Source organism: Stieleria marina (assembly GCA_007741555.1).
In the GTDB taxonomy this organism is placed as follows: Bacteria; Planctomycetota; Planctomycetia; order Pirellulales; family Pirellulaceae; genus K23-9.
In genome coordinates, this window is the sequence record CP036526.1 from 930,769 (window position 1) to 948,514 (window position 17,746).

Sequence of the window (17,746 nt, forward strand, 5' to 3'; positions counted from 1 at the left end):
TGATGCCACCTGCCCACTACTGCATGCCGACACCCTCTGGGGAAGGTGGACATGCGTGATCCGCAGGGCGGTTTGCGATGGCAGTTGCTTTCTAAAACTTGTCATGATCAACGGGCCGGGTGGCCCGTCGATTACAGGCTCGCGAAAAGTTCGTCGATAGCATTCAGGTCCGTGTCGCCATCGGCGTCAGCACTCTCGCGTGCCTTGGTTGCGTCAGCAGCCAAATCGTCGACAAGACTGTCCAGTTTGATTGCTTCTGGCTGGTCAAACACACTGGTTGGCTGAGCGGCAACGGGAGCGACTGCCTCAGGTTCAGCAGCCGATTCCTTCAGCAGCACATCTCCGACCAAAGTTGTTGCACCCGCAAGAACGCCGCCCGAGTTGACTGGCACAAAGCTTGAATTCAAGCTCGCCGGCGAAATGAATTCGCCTTGTGCAAGTTGTTCGCCGTTACCGTTCTGCTGGCTTCCAAATTCGGCCAAGTAGTTGATGACTTGCAAGATGTCCGATGGCGTGATCGCTCCGCTTCCATTGGCGTCAGGGAACTGAGGCATGTTAGCAGGGAGCGTATTCGAGCTGAGATCAATTTCGGTTTGGCCTGGATTCAGGCTGGCCAGCAAATTGATGATTTGCAAAGCATCCAGTGGCGTAACAAATCCGCTTGCATTGACATCCGCAAAGTTCGTGGGGTTTTGGAAAGGATTGTTCGTGACCAGCAATCGCACATCTTCAATCTCACCCGCAGCAACTGAGACGTCAGTATTGAGAATGTCGCCATTGGGTCCCGAAATATCGATTTCGCTCAAGCGGAATCGGGCATAGGTTTCGCCCAGCTTTGCGTCCGCAGGAACATTGATTCCAAACTGCTGAACGATTCCATTGGCAGGGTCAGCAGCAACATCTTCGATTGAGTTCGATCCGTTCTGTAACACGGTTCGTCCCGTGCCAACCGAACCGAATCGACGTCGTTCGATGTCATTGTTTTCAAAGACGCCGTCGCCATCCCAGTCAAACCAAGCGTCCAGGTAGAACGTTTTTCCAACTGGAACGGTCAAGTCAATCGTCAGGTTCGGGATATCGAACCCGGTCTGAACTGACAGTGGCAGCGAAATTCCGTCGTCGTTATCCGCATTGACCAACTGAGCGTTTGAATCAGGCGTTACCGTCGCACCGATTGCAAAGCTAGTGTCGACGGCGTGTCGTGGACCGCCATCGACGTCCAACGAAGCGTACGGTGTTGGAGCATCACCGAAATCAAAGCCACTGCCAATGAAGATCGTCAACTCAGTGCGACCATCGACTTGATTGTTTTGCAGTTGGTTACCAACTTCGTCAGCGATCGTGATCAGATCAACTGCTCCGACGCCATTGACGCCGACCGTGCCTTCGACAAAGACGCGAGTGTCAACCAACGTGGTGCTCACGCCGGCAAGCTGCTGGGCATCGATCACAGCTTTGATGACTGGCGATACTTCGGTGGCTTCCAGGCCAATCGAAATCGGGATCGCAACCGTGGCGACTTCTCCAGGAACCCCAATCTGAGTCAGCGTCGAGTTGCTGAGGTCAAGGGAGTAGTTTGCGTCGGCACCCAAGAAGATGCGACCTGCGCCAACGTTGGATGGGTTGACGCCCAAGCCAGTCCCGCCGACCGCACGAACAATCTGGTCCGCGATTTGATCAAGTGTCTGGTTGCCGCCGATGTTGATGGCGATCGCGTCAGCTGTATTGACCACGCCGTCGGTTGTAAATTCAAACGTCTCTGAATCGACTGCTCCACGACGAATCGTGAATGTCTGACCGTCACTGATTGAACTGGCAGGTGCTGCAAGCTCAAACGGGATTTGGAATCCAAATCCGGTGGAGGTACCGATTGCACCGGTGGTCGTCACAAAGTTGTCGGTGGTCGTAACCGATGACAACGGTGTTCCGCCCAGCAACTGAATAGTGCTGCCAGCGGTGGCCGCGGTGAAGTTCAGTGCAGTGCTGGAATTGATGGCGGCTGCAATCGCATCAGCAATCTGCTGACTTGTTCCCGCTTCAGGAATCGGAATTTCGTTATTGGTGTTGTCGAAATTATCGTCGCTGTTGAGCTCGAAACTCAGTAGCGTGTTGCCATCAAAGACCTCGAACACAATTCCGTCAGCCTGAGCGGCTGTCAAACTAGTGCTGAGATTGATCTGGATTCCCAGTTCGTACTCAAACGCGGTCGATTCACCGAGCGTGTCGAGAACGTTTAAGACGCCCCCATCGACGTAGTCATTTCCGTTGCTTGCCGTGATGACGGCGTCCGACGCATCGACCATGCGAATGACGTAGGTCGAATCTTGTTCCCAGACTCCGGCGATCGGAGTCAGGCGGATGATGTTCGTGCTTGGGTTGTATCCAAATCGATAGTCGACACCTTCGACAAGTGCAACGTTGTCTTTCAAGACCAGCACGGATCCGCTGTCGACGGTGCGATCATTGACACCGGTTCCAGGAGTGACGTCAGCAGGTGCCAATCCGTCGATCAACTGAACTTCAAAGAACGAGGGAGCATCGCCGAGAACACTGACTACTCCCGCGCCGATTCCAAGGCCTGGTGCCCGTGGTGAAAGCAGAATAGCGCGAGGTCCAGCAAGGTCACCGCGATCCGAGGCACCACGATCTTTAAAGACTCGTTCGCCTAGCCCGCTTGGCGTTTCGACATTCGGGTCGTCGACTCGCAACTGTCCGTTGACGTCCAATCGTGGAGCCAAGATCGGTGACGCTGGAATGCCCAGCGGATTGCGAACCGTGACCAAACTCGCTCGTTCAGGAAGTGAATCGATTGAGCTGTCGATGATGCTGGCGCCAGCGGCGGGAGCAAACACTAGGTCTGCCGCATCGACAAAGACCACTTCCGAAGGTGAAAGCACTTCAGAGAACTGGCCTAGCGACACGCCCGTCGGAACGTCGGTCGTATTTCGATAGTAGCTGTTGCCACCCAGTACAACGCCGGTGTTGGCAGGGTCAACAACGACGCCGGTTTCCGAGTTAGAGATGACGTTGTTCAGCAACGTCGGTGCTGCATTGCCGACGATGTTGACGCCGATTCCTGCCGCTCCGAACAAATCGACGGGCACGGTGCTGATGGCACCAATCGCGTCGATGTCAGCTCCCAGGGAGCCAATGTTGATGTCGCCCTGTCGGTTGTCGGTCAGTCGCACAAACGCAAAGCGATCTTGCAGCCCGAATCCAGCAGCATCAATGTCCAGCTGATTCGTCAATCCAGCCAGTTCGCCAACATCGAAGAAGTTGACACCGTCACGGCTGATTTCGACTCGGACCGATTCCACGGCACCGGCTTCAAAAACAACCAAGTCAGGTCGCGAATCTCCGCTGCCTGTCAGCAAGTTGTTGGTGAACTCCACGGTTATCGAACCGCCCAGTCCCAAGGATACCGTTGTGGTTCCGTCAGCAGGTTCGGGGCCGCGGCCTGGGCCATCCGGAGCACCCAACACAGTGGTGCTGTCTTGGAAGGTGCTTGTTGGAGCACCACCACCGGCACTTGGGTTGTATGAAATTACCGAATCAGCGAAGGAGATGTTTCCCTGGTCAAAGACGATTCCGTTGATGGTTGCCGCTGGCGACTGGCTGCCCGACAGAATTCGGCCGCCGATGAACGTGTTGTTAACAATTCGTTCGTACGGAATCGGGGCGTTCCCCGTTTCGGTGATGCCTGACGTCAAGCCAGCGACTTGTAGGCCACCGACGGCGTTGAACGCGAACACGTTACTTTGAACCACGACGCCTGGAACCAAGCTTTCGCTATTGAGTTCGATCAAGTTTCGCGGATAGCGAACGATCGATTCGGTGGACGTGCCGTTGATGTCAGCGTTGGCATCGTGGGCAATGTCGATTCCATAATCTTCGTTGAACAAGAAGCGGCTGTTTTCGATCAGGATAACGCCTTGGCTTTCGCGTTCACGGTTGTCATCACCGCGGTTGCTGCCTACGGCGATTTCCGCCAAACCACCATCTTGGTCAGTGACGACGACGTCGCCGAACAGGTTGATGCGGTCATCGACGATCGCATCCACGCCGCTGCTTTGCAAAGCCGGTACATCGATTAGCGATTGCACGTCGCTACGGTTGATCGCAGCGATAATGCTGGACGCAACTTCGGTTGACGTTTGAGGACGTGTCACGCCGGTCAATGGATCGGTCGCGAGCAGCGTGTAAGGAATCTGCACTCGGCCAGGAGTAACGCCTGTATTGGATTCGATCAGGTCGAATTCAAATTCAACCGTCGATCGACCATCAAAAATCGAGAAGGAGAAGCCGTCTTGAATTTGAGCCGCGCCCTTGGCGACGATAGATCGTGACGATGAAACCAATCGATCATTGGTGTCGAAAGTCCGGAACGCAGTTGGAATGCCAAACGTTTCGACGTATTCGCTGGCGTCACGGATCTCCACTTGGTACGTGCCTGTCGACAGCTGGCTGGCTGGGTCGCCCGGTGTCGAAATGTTGAGCAGACCATTGGTAATGAACGCAGTGTCCACGACGGCGGAGGCGGTAGCGACTTCGCCTCGTTCGGCAAAGCCGATAATGAAGTCATCAAGGTAGACGCCCTCGAATTCGTTGTTGAGCGAACTTTCGGCCAAGTCGCCGTTGACGGGGTCAGGGATTTCATCCGTTGTGAAATTGTCGCCGTAACGATCTTGAGGCAACGCGAATGGGCCCGGATCGTTCAGCGTGAATCCTGCCAATGTCAACGTTGGTCCCGAGGATGGGATGTATGTCGTGTCACCGCTAGTGAAGCGATTTGCGATGGCTCGTTGGACCTGCTGTGCCACCTGTGTCGACGTCATGAATCGGCTGACACGGACTGGGTTTCCAACGGTCGCGTTCGCACCGGTGACGGTAAACAGATTCGACGGTGAAGCCGAAAGTGAGGTAAGGCCGTTGAGTTCGATCGCGTTGTCTTCCGTCAGGATCGCGGTCGAGAGGTCCATGCTGATGCTGGCCGAGTAACTGTCGACGAGTCCAGCAGCGGCGGTTCCAGGTAGGCGTGGATCGTAGACATTGTTGCCTGTGCCACTGATGCCAATGTAGATCACTCCGTCTGACGTGGCGGTGTACTGGACCGCACCGGTTGCAGCATCGAACTGAACATTGGTCAGCGAATTGCCTTCGGCGTCGAAGTACCGAATGACGGCCGAACTGTTGGTGTTGAAGTCAAAGTCAACATCCGTACTGATCGTCGTGCCTTCGGTGACGTTGACGCGTAGCAGGTCAACATCGTCGATGTGCGTGACAGCTCCGTTCGCAGGATCGGTGCCAAGGCGACCGGTGCCTGTGATCGTCAGGTTACCACCGCTGTACGGCAGCGAAGTGGCTTCATAGATGAAGTCGTTGCGGCCAGCGCTGGCGGGGTCGTCTTCAGGGTCTGAGAAACTGAAGCCCGAAATGCCTGGGTTTGGCGGAGGATTCAGACGTACGCCTTCAGCAATTGCCGTGGCAATCTCTTGAGACGAAAGGTCCGATAAAGTCGTGCCAGCGACGGTGTTGTTGAGCAAGTTGATCGAAATCTGGCTGGCTGTCGCTGTCCGTGTGCCGTCGTTGAGCAAGTAGTCCTGGCCATCGATGGTCAATACCGATGTCTGCAACGGATCCGAGTACAGGTCTGCCAGTTGCGAACCGGAGGGAACCTGAAGCGTTGGTGCAAAATCAATAACGAACTCTTCGTTGTTGACTTGGAATGTTTGGCCATCGACCAACGAATCCGCTGCGACGGTTCGGATCGTGGGTGACGAGCGGCCAAAGAATGCCGACGCGTCGGAGAACGTTTGCGTGGTTCCGTTCGTAGTGAATTCGATCCGCAAACCGAGTCCACTTTGGCCAGCAAAGTCGCCGAGCGGAACACGAGCTTGTCGCCATGTTCCCGTGCCATCAAAGATCTGCTGGACTTGGACGTCGATCCCTTGGAATGGATCCGGATCGTCAAACTCGTCGTCCAAGAATCCAGGTTGACGGAACTCGCTGTTCGAAGCGACTAGGGTTTCCGAGCCATCGGCGCCGACAACGTAGACGCGAAGTCGGTCACGAGTGACGTCGGTTTCTAGGAAATAGTTGAAGTACAGAACCGGTTTGTCATTGGCTGAATATCCTTCCAACGAAAACTGATTACTGTTCAGAACTCCTTTGGCTCCGCCAGGGAAGTTGTAGGTGCTGGCAACGTTCTGGCCATCGGTCCGCGGTGTTTGGTCGGGACGCTCGGCAAGCGAAGCGTAGTTGCCGCCGTGATTACCGCGTTCGTAGTTGAAGGCCAAACTGTTGTTGTTCAGGCCAAAGTCTGTTCTGCGGTAGGAGTCGTCCAGGCCGTTCGCAGATTGAGCCCCATTGGGATCAAGTTCGTTGATTCCGTGGCCAGGATCCAATTCGCGTGTGTCGGTCACGTGCCACAAGTTGTAGTCCAGCGTGCTGAAATCAAGTCCTTCTGCTCCAGCGATCCCGGTCGAGATGACTGAGCGGCCGCCGGCAAACACAGGCTGTAGTTCGCCGAAGGTGTTGAAGGCATAGATGTCGCCGCCCGATGTGATTCCAAACAGAATGTCACGGAGTTCGCCGTCTTGGACGCTGGCGGGGCCAGCGCGAAGACCGGAGAAGTTGATTCCTACCAAGTCAGTCGCCGTCGAAACGTAACGTCCAACTTGTCGAGGTGCATCGCCGGACAGTTCGCCCGAGCTGACGCTGAAAAGGCCACCAGCATTGTCGACCGCATAGAGCGTTGAGCCGACCAGTTCGACGCCAGTGATGCGTCCCCCGGTAGGAATACCACCAGCGACGATGTTGGGACCAACCGTGTTGGAAATGATCGGTCCAGCGATGCTGAGTGATCGTCCCGTTCCGCGTGGCGTTACGGTGACGTTAGGCAGTTGAGATTCAACAGCCGTTTCGATTCGCGAAGCCAGGGTTGCGGCTGAGTCAGTCGGCAACAGCAAGATTGGAATGTTGCCAGGAGTCACACCCGGGCTGCCGCTCAGTGTTAGCGAAGAACCCGTGATGATCGTAACGACGTTCGATGAAGGCAACGCCAACTGTGTTCCGGATGCGGAGACCGCAATTCCCGAAGCGTTGATCACGTTTGCCAACGTCGTAATCAATGACTCGGCAGCGACTGTCGAATCAACAGGAACCGCGACGGCACCTGGATTGAGCAATCCGCCATCACCTTGCACAGTGACTCCGCCACCGCCGGAGGTCAGAGTCGTTGGCGAGATACCGAAGAAGACTTCGTCGAAGTTCGCTTGGGCGTTGAGGCCAGGGACGCTGTCGTTGATCACGCTGACAGTATCAGCTGTGATCGCCGAAATCGAGCGTGGGTTTCCGAATCCATCCACTAGCCCAATCGCAACATTGCCTGGCGCGGCTTGGCCAAATCGGACATATTCAATGATGACCTGACTGGTGCCGGTACCAACCGTTAGTGACGATCCTTCGGTCAATTGTCCGCTCGGAGCAACGGCGTCGAGCTGCACTCGGGCGCCAGTGTTGAACTCGAAGACGCGGCCGTCAATTTGGATCGCATCGCCGTCGCGGACCGGTGAATTACCGAGAGCGGTCAGCGTATTGGATTGCTCGAACTCGAAAGTCACGGGCGGATTCGTCAAATCATCCAACGTGAATGAGTTGCCGTCGAAAATGCTCTGACGTGCTACGCCTTGGGCATCGATCTCGGTCGCGTTCGTGATACCAAGCTGCGCCGACAGCGCGGTAAGCGCGGGAGCGGTGTCGATTTGTCCTACTTCACGTGGCGTTGTACCAGCACCGGCATTGTCTCCGGTCAGCAAGGGAACGTTGGCACCCTGCGCTGCACCGGTTTGTTCGTCAAAGCGATAGAGGATGTTGTTGAAGTAATCGACTTCCAACGCCCCCACATCGGGGCGATTGCCCACAAAGAATCCTTCTTCGACTCCATTGCGGTTTCGGATAGTGATCGCTTCGACGGCCAGTCCGGTGTTACTCGCGACGTCTAGCAGACGAGGCAGGACTTCTTGGCCGGTGACAGCGTCGATGACGGGAACACCGTTCCACTGGAACGTACTGATTCCAGCACCCGTGCTGAGCGGCGCGCTTAGCGAAGCGTTGCTGGTATCGATGCGATGGTAGAACCAAGTTGTGTCCGTGGAGGGACCAACGAAATCGCTGTATCCGAACAACTCGCCATTGGATGTAAAGGCAATGTCGCTGAAGGTTCGGTTCTGATCAAAGTCACCGATGTTGCCGTAGTTTGCTCCGGTGAACGGGTTGACCAGAATAAGTCCGCCCGACGTGTTGACGTACAACAAGACGTCGTCGAAGGAATACTCTTGGAACGAGTTGTTGTCAAACAACACAGGGACTTCTGGCTGTGAAGCGACACCAATTCGAGAGCTGAAGATATGGTCTTCTGCGATTCGTGTGACCGACGTGATCGGCTCCAAACGCAACAGCGGATTCAGCGAAGCGGGGTCAAAAAACTGATCCAGTGGCAACGGCACTTGCTGTTGGTTGGCAACTGCTACGAAGTAGGTGCCTTCCTGCAATTCGGCCGCACCGATGTACGGGTCTTGGCTGCCAGCACTACCGCGGCTCAGATCGCCTGTGTCGTTGGAGTTCACACTGCCGGGTTGATCGTCAGCAACATTGCTGTCGCCACCGATCAAGATCAGTTCGCCAGCTGCGTTGAAGACATACAGAGCCATGTCAGCACGTGCGAAATTTGATGCATAGTCCAAGTCGAACACGGTCGACAAGTAATGGGCTGCACCGTCGCGAGTCAGGTTCTGGTAGTCGATTGTGAACTGATACCAGTCGACGTCCGTGGCCGAATCCAGTTCGCCACCGAACGATTTGGAAAGCGTGTCGCTCTGCAGAATATTTGCTGCCGCACTAGGGGTGGCGTCGTTGGCTGCTCCAAAGAATCCAAGCGGTTGTGCTTGGCTGAGAAGGTCGTTCGGAGCGGCTTGTTCGTGCTCTTCGCCCAATAGCGGCGAGTGCAGCGGTTGGCCAATGATTTGCAGACCCGTGGTGGCATACCGAATGTCTGCCAATCGTACTTGCGTGCCAGGACGTTCGTCTTGTTCGCGAAGTCGAACTTGCAGTTCATAGCGGCCCGTGGTCAAGCCATCGCGGACCTTGCTGTTATCCGTTAGGTTCGTGAAATCGAGCGGATTCTGAACATTACTACTGCGTACACGAATGTGATACAGGTTTCGCGTATTCGCTTCACCTGGCAATACCAGACGCATTCCCGCGTCTTTCGGGTTGGTCGTGTAAGCGTCTTGCAACTGGTTGCCCGTCAGCAGTTGGCTGACGGTGGCAGTGAAAGGAACACCCGCGTTGACTGGTGGAATGTTCGACGCATCGGCGTCGATCACCGGAACGCTTCGTCCAACGAATTGTGTTTCGTCGAACTGGAGCTGAACGACAAAGTCGTCGCCCGCGCGAAGCAGGTTGTTGGTGCCCGTTTCGACGATGCGATCGGTACGGCGTAGTAGAGTCGCGGTGATGGTTCCGAGCTCTGGGAAGGTCGCTTCCAAGGAAGCTTTGACGGCACCGGCTGGATCTGCCAAGAACACGTCGACCGGCAGCACCGCGTTAAGACGTGAGTTGGTGGCCGGAATCACTGTGGCTTCACTGTGCGTAAAGAACAGGTTGCCACCGACTTCATCGATTGCTGATTCGCTGACCGTGATCTGCTGTGCACCCAAACGTTCTTGGACGACCGAAAGACCTTGAGCGGCGTCGGAGTTTACGCCAGCGGCTGTGTTGACAAAGATCGCTCCGCTGTTGGTTTCGCCTGCGATCGAATCGTTTGACGAAGCAAGGATTCGTCCATTGGCGTCGATCAGTTCGACGACGGAGTCGAATTGATTTCCGGTGCGGTCGATATCCAACCAGACTTCGGTGTTACTTTCGGCAACGAACGAATACACGTCCAGGTCATCGCGAGTCGTGATGGCTCCATCGATAACAAAACCAAGTCGGCGGTTTTCGTCTCCCGATTTTAGGTCTGGCGCCAGTTCACCCAGGAACTGTGATTGATCAGGGATGTCGTTGGTGCCAAACACAGCGGTACGAATGGGTTCTTGTTCGGCAACCGCCGCAACGTTGCGGTCACTGGCTGCTTCGCGAACGATCACGCCGTCCCATAGTCCAGCGGTCACCGATGCGCCGCCGCAAATTTGGTTGGCATCGTCGAGCAGTTCGACGAATGACGTGACCGTTGATGTGGTCGCGCTGGGGTCAACTTGCCAAGCGAAGGCAGTGTTGACATCGCCCGGCCCAAAGACACTGCCGAATGCAGGATCAACGACCGCTGGTAGGCTGGTCAAGTCGATGTCGCCGGCTAGCGAATAGGTCTGCGTGTTCGCGGCAATTTGAGTTTCTAGGTCAGTGAAAATGTCCGCCGCCCAACCGATGTAGCTGGCGTTTTCCTGATTGGTGCCGTCGTTTTCGTAGTAACCGCCATGCGCAAATCCGAACTGTTGATCGACTTGGTAGGTGGTCGCACGGAAATCGGGAGTGCCCGGGTCACCGCATGGGAAAACGTTTTCAAACCCAGGGAAACCAATGTCTGGGTGGAAAAAGTTGACGATTTGGACATCGCCAAGTGTCGTGCCCGCTGCTGCTTCTAAATCCAACCCCGAGAACATCACCGGCACGCCATCGCGGAACGACGTCTGAGCGATCCAGGTGACTTCGCCGTTTGGACCCGCGAACGTTCCGCGGCTCTCGACAACGTCATCTGCAATCAGCGTGACGGGCTGCGTGATGGTCGTTGCGTTGAGACGTGTGACAACATTGTTGACGATAATGTAGGTCGCAAAATCAAAGAAGTAATTTTGGTTGACCAGAGTCTGGCCTGTGTTCGCATCAACAACAGTCACACCCGCGTTGTTGGTGAGGTGACCATCCTGAAGCGTCGCTTCAAAGTAGCCGGGGGTTGCAGGGTCGACATCATTGTTGATCGTGGTCGCCAAGTTGACTTCGGGGCCAGCTGGCAATTGGCGGAACCCGTCGCCGGTCTGACTGCCAAGGTCGCTGCCGTTGACGCCATCACCATTGGTGTCGACCGCTGGTTGTCCATCGCGAGTGAATCCAGCACCTGCCGAATCGTCGGCCAATGTCGTCAGCACGACGGGGAAATCTGGGTGTCCAATGACTTGCAAGGCACCGCCGATTCGATCGGCGATGTCAACAAACTCGTTGGCAGCGGTTAGCAAGGTGCCGCCAACGACGATGCCAGCGTTTTCGTTTTCGGCACTTTCAAATTTAACGACCAAGCTACCGCGGGCGTCACTTTGGAGTCGCAATCCGCCGTAGATGTGTTGGTTAGGAATTTCGATCGAATCGGTAACGACGTGAACCATGTCAACATCGTCCCAGACTCCAGCGGTTGCCAATTCGCCACCGCGAACTTGCAGTCCATTGATCGCGTTGCCAGTCATGGAGTTGTTCTGAATCAACGGGCCTGTGTTGCCGACGATCCCGATGCGGTTGATGTCGCCGGTGCTGCGTCCGTGATCGCTGACTTCCAGACTGCTCAGCGAGTTGATGTCGAAGGACAACGCGGCTGATCCACCGTCGACAAAGTCATTGCCCACGATGATGGGTTGCGAAGCACTGATAAACACCGTGCCTTCGGAGTTGTCGCCGCGACCGACTCGGGTGCCGTTGAGCGTGCCGCGTCCATCAGCGTTTTGTTCCAACGTCGTGTTGGTTAGACGCAAAGTCGCTTGGTGGACTTCGAGAGCGTTGAACGATGCAAAGCCACCTTCGATTCTTGTCGTGCCACCACCACCGGTGATCACAGCGTGGTCGATGCTGGCTGTCGATCCGTGGCCGATGTAGATACCACCCCAGTCGCCAGGATTCAGTTCAGCCAAATCGCCACGATCATTCGTGTCAAAGGTGCCGCCGGCTCCATAACGTTGGTCTTCGATACTTGTGAAAACAATCGGCAATGAAGGCAGGCCTTCGGCGATCAGATTAGCGCCAAATCTGGCTTCGATGCGGGCGCCATCCAATTTCAAGACAGTGCCCGGGTCGATCACCAAACTGGCATCCAGACGGCTTCGCAAAGCAGCGCCATCGGCGGACAGAAGCGAGGATCCCGTGGCGACGGTGTCACGGTGCGACGTGTTGCTCGCATTGAGCTGAGCGACCAGCGAAAACTGGCCTGGAATTCCGGCGACGACTTCGGCACGGTACAGACGCCGCGAAACAAAATCGGTTCCCGATGCGACCGTCGGCAGCTGTGACAATTGGATCGCCGATTGTCCGGCTGCAAGAGTTACAGGAATCGTTGGCTGGCTAGCCGCCGATTCCAAACCGCTCGCGTTGACATTGGTGATTCGATAGACATAAGTGCCCGTTGGGATCGCTCCACCGGTGGTCGGGGTAGGGCGTATCAGCAACGAAGAAGGAGCGGTCGACTGAATGACCGGTCCGCCGGGTGTGCCTTCGATAACTAGGTTTTCTGCCAGGACGTGAGTGATGTCCGAATCGTCAAATCGCGACGGCAGGCTAATCGTTTCTAATTGGTCGCCCGTTCGAGTCGACAATCGGATGAACAATCCGTTGATACTGTTGTCGATGACGGTGTTGCCATGAATCTCCGGCCCGATGCGACTGTAATCAGGCGTGAACGGTGTCAGCCCTTGGAAGAACGGATCGGTGAAGCGTGTTTCAGCGAACGTGTCAGGAGTCGCTGCCATGGCAGCATCGGCACTGTCACGGATCGACGAATTGATGATCGTTGGCCGCGTGATCGCCATGTCGATTGGTGACACCACCGTTTGGCGACCACCGATTGATACCGATCCACCACCGTAGCGGATGTCGGCATACTGAACTTGATTGAGGAACGTGCCTTCGTTTTCGCGGTTGCGTCGTGATTCGTCAGCCGAATCCAAATCGCCTCGGAAATCGATTCCGCCCCAGTCACCGGGTGAGGGTGCGGGAGTGAAAGTAGGCGAATTGCCAGCACCAACAGAATCGTCGTTGATACTGGTCAGGAACACGCTGCCTGGAATGATCTGATTGGTGTCATCACGTGCAGGCAATCCATTGGCACCGATGATGGTCGGGGTGCCCAGAATCTGGATCGACGCATCGCTCAAGTCAATCAGCGGCGATGTGCTACCGACGCCGATGCGGCTGCGATTCATTTTGATCACGGCCCCCGCGTCGATGACTAGGTGGACGCCTTGAGGGACATCAAGCGTGGCACCGTCAACAAGAGGCAATCCATTGCTGGTCACGCCAATTTGGTAGCTGAAGTTGTCTTCGGCGGTTTCCAGCAATCCGTCCGTTCCGCCGTTGCCGATCACACGAACGGTGTCACCGGGGTCGGCGCTCGCCAAAGCCAGGTCGATTTCGTTGAAGGGGTTGCCAACCGTTCCGATCTGTCCGCCCGTCGCAGTGCCTAGTTTGTCGACGTAGATCGTGCGATTGACGCCGGTTCCACCTGGATCGCTTGGCACGAACCAAAAGTCAAAGATTCCGCCAGGACGTCCATCAGCATCACCGTCCAAAGCGATACCGGTCGTGTCGGTGATCGAATTGACAGCGCTGGGTTTGAAGTCGACACGAAGTTCGTATTCGCCTTCGCTCAGTCCGCCGAAACCGGTACCCGAGATCGTCGGATCGTAGGTGTCGTTGCCTTTTGCGCTGACACCAATCATGTAAATCCCGGCGTCAACTTGGAGACTGACCAGGGAATCGTTGCTGAAGTAATCGTCGTTGCGCGAGATTTCGTCAAAGCCGCCGGCGCTGTTGGCTTTGAACAACTTGACGGTCGTATCCAGCAGGCTGGGGGCACTTAATCGTTCGGCAATCGTTTCGACCGAAATTTCACCCGGAGCGGTTAGCTCGAAACGAAACAGGTCGATGTCGGTGCTGTCAGGTCGATAGAGATATTGTCCATGGACGATGTCAGCGACCGATGGGAAAGCCGGCTCATTGTCAGTGCCCGGCGTGAAGACAAAGTCTGTGCTTTGGCTGACCGGTTGTGGTAAATCGTCGGCGTATCCGTAGCCAAGCAGTTGTCCAACCAAGAACATCGCTCCGCGAAAGAACTCTTCGCCGAACTGATCGTCGATGGATTCGTCAAAGTCCTGGAAGTCCAAGACACCCAAATCGTCGACACCATCACCGTCACGGTCCTTGGTGACGACAGCGGTTCCACCCGGTCCGCTGGTCGCGCCGGTGGCACCACCATACAAATCGCCAACTGTGATCGAGAAAAATGCATTGCTGGTTGGCGAACCTTCGACTTCTACAAAGTTGACGCCTAAGTATTCGCTGAACAGTTGCAGGACTTCGCGAACGCGTTGTTTCTGCTGTTCGCTGATCACGCTGAAATACGTCGTGTCGTCAGCGATTCCAGCTCGCGATGGATCATCACCGAGCCAGCTGTCTGCAAAGTCGTACTGAATGACGGAGATGCCGTCGAAGGAATCCGCGCCATTTTGCACGTAGGCCAACGGCACCGGACGCGTCAATCGAGCGGGGTCTTCGGGGCGGATCACACGTGTGCCGGGCAGGTCGGGGCCGGGTAGTTCCAGCTCGAATGGCTCGGTGTTAAAGATGTCGCCACGGAGTGTTGCTGACTGACTTGTCGAACCGGTCAGTGTCCACTGGCTGTTCAAATCAAAAGCGGTCGCGAAGCTGTCGCCCGGTTCTGACGGATTCTGAGGGTCGCCCAGCAAATCGACATTGAACGGTGCGGTGGGAAGTGCTTCGTTGGAACCGATGCGCAACCGAGCTGCACCGGTGTAGAAAGGTTCGTTGCCGCCGACAGGGTTGTTTGGATTGGGGATTCGCGACAAAGGACGACCAAAGTCCAACCGCACAATGTTGGTGACCGGATCGTAGGTCGGCGCGATCGTTGGCACGACGGTACGCAGCGCGTCGTCAGTGTTGGTGACAGTGTCGGCGGTAAAGATCAGCTTGTAAAAATTCGGGTCCGTCGCTTTCGCGAAGTCCAGATCATCATTGTCGAAGTGGACTTCGATGATGCCCGTCTCAGGGCTCAGTGACCCATTCGCTGCACGTCGTACCGGTTCAGGAACAACCGCGAGAACTTGAGGTCCCAAGTTGATCGAAAAATTACGTCGCAGATCTTCGCCGTCTTGAAAACGTTCGCCATCGACGTTTCGCAGCGCCGAAATACCCGTGCCCAAAACATCGATTTGATAAACGTCATCGGGCAGCGGCTCGGCAAACCGGAAGACTACTTCACGAGGACTCTCGCCCAGACCAACAAATCCAGGTTTGACAAGCACGTCGCTGACACCGCCAAGCGCCAGTGGCGAATAGCTGGTCGGACGGTTACCGATGACGGTATTGATTTGGCCCTGCTGAAGCGTGGCGGTAAACAATGCCGCCGCATCCGAATTGTTATTGATCGCGTTGACAAAATCGGCCGCAGTCGATGGCTGACCGGCAAAACTGTTCAGCTGCACTCGGACCGTCTGTCCGGTCACGAATACGCGAGGGTTCGCAGCGGACCCAAAGTTCTGTTGCTCAAACACGACCTGAGTCGCAAGTCCGTCGGCTCCCGGCAGCGCCGATACCAACCGAATTCGAACGAGACCATTGGTGCCAAAGTCCGTCACCGCTTCGGCGGCATTCGCACCGGCCAAAACCACCGTGCTGCCAGCAAGTGCCGCTGGCGAGACGGAGTTCTGAGTGGAACCGCTCACCGAAATTGCTTCGACAAGCACGTTTGCTTCGGTATCGTTATTGATCGCAGTCAGGACGTCACGCAAACGAGTCGTCACGCCGGCATTGCTTGCCAAATCGACCGTGATGTTGCGTCCCGAAACCGATACGACGGGGGAAGTCGACGCAACGCGCTGTGTGCTGGTGAAGTTAAGAGTGATGCCGTTGCCGATGCTGCCAGATTGCTTGGCTCGAAATTCGACAAGTGCTTGTCCACCGGTGCCCAAGTCCGTGGTGGCCGATGCCGATTCGAAGACACCGTCGTCACCAGCGCGTGTGATGCGAATGGCATCCAGCGTGTCGGGATCGATTTCGGAATTGTCGTCAAACTGAAAGACGATTTCACGCGGCGACACATTCAGCGTCGATCCGTCAAACAACAGAGAACCCTCGTTGGGTTGGACCCCAATCAAGTCAGGGCCAGCGAGCAGTTGTCGTGTTTCCAGATTTTCAAGCAACGCACGACGTTTGTCGTTTCGTTTTTGGCGCGTGCGATCACGACGTCCGCCCAAGGGCGAACGGGAAGGACGCGATGAAATAGCTTGAACAAGCTGAGGTTTGCGGGATGTCATCCAGGGGCCTCGTCTACATGCCCGTTAGGGCAGGTGATACATCAAAAGTAGGAAGATCTATATTCGCCAAATCGGTCGGATCGTTAGCCAGCTGTAAAGCGGCCCGTCCTAACTGAATCGACACAACCAACGGGATCACCACCACACGAACTTCTCGAACCCGAATGATTCGATCGTTCCGCGCCAGCGTGCAATTCGTAGGTGCTATTGGTTTTGTACAAAGCGGTTTTGATAAGTCGGCAGCTGTCCTGCAGGGCGCAGGCATTCGCTGATTGGGAGTGGCATACACCCGTTTCGGAGTGTAGTTAGCCCACCGGTCATCGCAACGAAAATCGGCTCACACACGAGGTTTGAGTCAGTTTGCGAGGATTGTAGGCAGGATGCCGCTGGCACCGATATGCCAGCGGTGTTTGACTCGGGCGTATCTAGAAAAGTTCCTCTATTGCGAGGTTTCCTGGTTCGCTGATAGTGTGCCAGCACGACTGGACCGATCAGAGGAAACTTGGCCCCCACGGATGGGTGGGTCGCCCCTTTTCGGTTTTTACCCTGGTCGAAATCCATGTCAGGATGACTTGAGCAATGGCCTTTCTCTGTCCTACCCAGTTTGCGTCGAATCAACCCAATGACGCTAGAAACGTCGTGTTTCAGAGGTTTTTACGTTCACAAACTCGATCGCCCCTGTTGGCTTTGCTGGCATTATTTTGCCTGCTGCTGGTCTCGGGATGTCAGTGGACGTCCAGTGGTCAGAACGCTGCGGGCACCCGTTTGTACGAACAGGGCCAGTACTCAGCGGCCCTGCAACAATTTCAAAAAGTCATTTCGACGAATCCTCAAAATCCGGACGGCTACTACAATCTGGCCGCCACCACCCACCGATTGGGGACCCTGAGGCGCGAACCGGACCTCATCGAGCAAGCTGAATCGCTCTACAACCAGTGTTTGGACCATGACCCCAACCATGTCGAGTGCCACCGTGGCTTGGCTGTTTTGTTGGTCGATTCGGGGCGGCCCGATCGCGCTTTCGCTCTTTTGAAAAACTGGGCTTCGCGAAATCCGATCAACGCCGAACCGCGAATTGAGCTGGCACGGCTTTACGAAGAACACGGCGAACCACAGACGGCCCTGAAGTATTTGGAAGACGCCGTTCAGCAAAATGCCAACAACTCACGAGCTTGGCTGGCCCTGGCGAATCTTCGCGAAAAGTCCGGCGATATCACCCAAGCTTTGCAGAACTATCAGCGGGCGTTGGCACTCAACGCCGGCAGCCCCCAAGTCACCGAACGGGTTGCCGCTCTGAGCCGGCAGCTCAACGGCAACATGGAAGCGAATGCGTTCAACGGCGGCACCCAGATCGCGACGCCGCTGCAGTACAACACGACGCGGTATTAATCGATCTGCCTTGCCGTCGCTGGCCTTCACGCGGCGTTCATCATCCT

2 protein-coding genes are annotated in these 17,746 nt (G+C 55.8%); one reads left to right on the forward strand and one right to left on the reverse strand.

What is annotated here, in order from left to right; all coding sequences use genetic code 11:
* Nucleotides 1-131: 131 nt before the first annotated feature.
* The gene (locus K239x_RS03380) at nt 132-16,310 is read right to left on the reverse strand and encodes a dockerin type I domain-containing protein (protein WP_145416251.1); all 16,179 of its coding nucleotides are present in this window, start codon (nt 16,308-16,310) and stop codon (nt 132-134) included.
* A 681-nt stretch (nt 16,311-16,991) separates the two neighbouring features.
* Between K239x_RS03380 and K239x_RS03385 the strand changes: the two genes are divergently transcribed.
* Nucleotides 16,992-17,699, forward strand: a complete 708-nt coding sequence (locus K239x_RS03385) for a tetratricopeptide repeat protein (protein ID WP_419189623.1) — start codon at nt 16,992-16,994, stop codon at nt 17,697-17,699.
* Nucleotides 17,700-17,746: the final 47 nt, after the last annotated feature.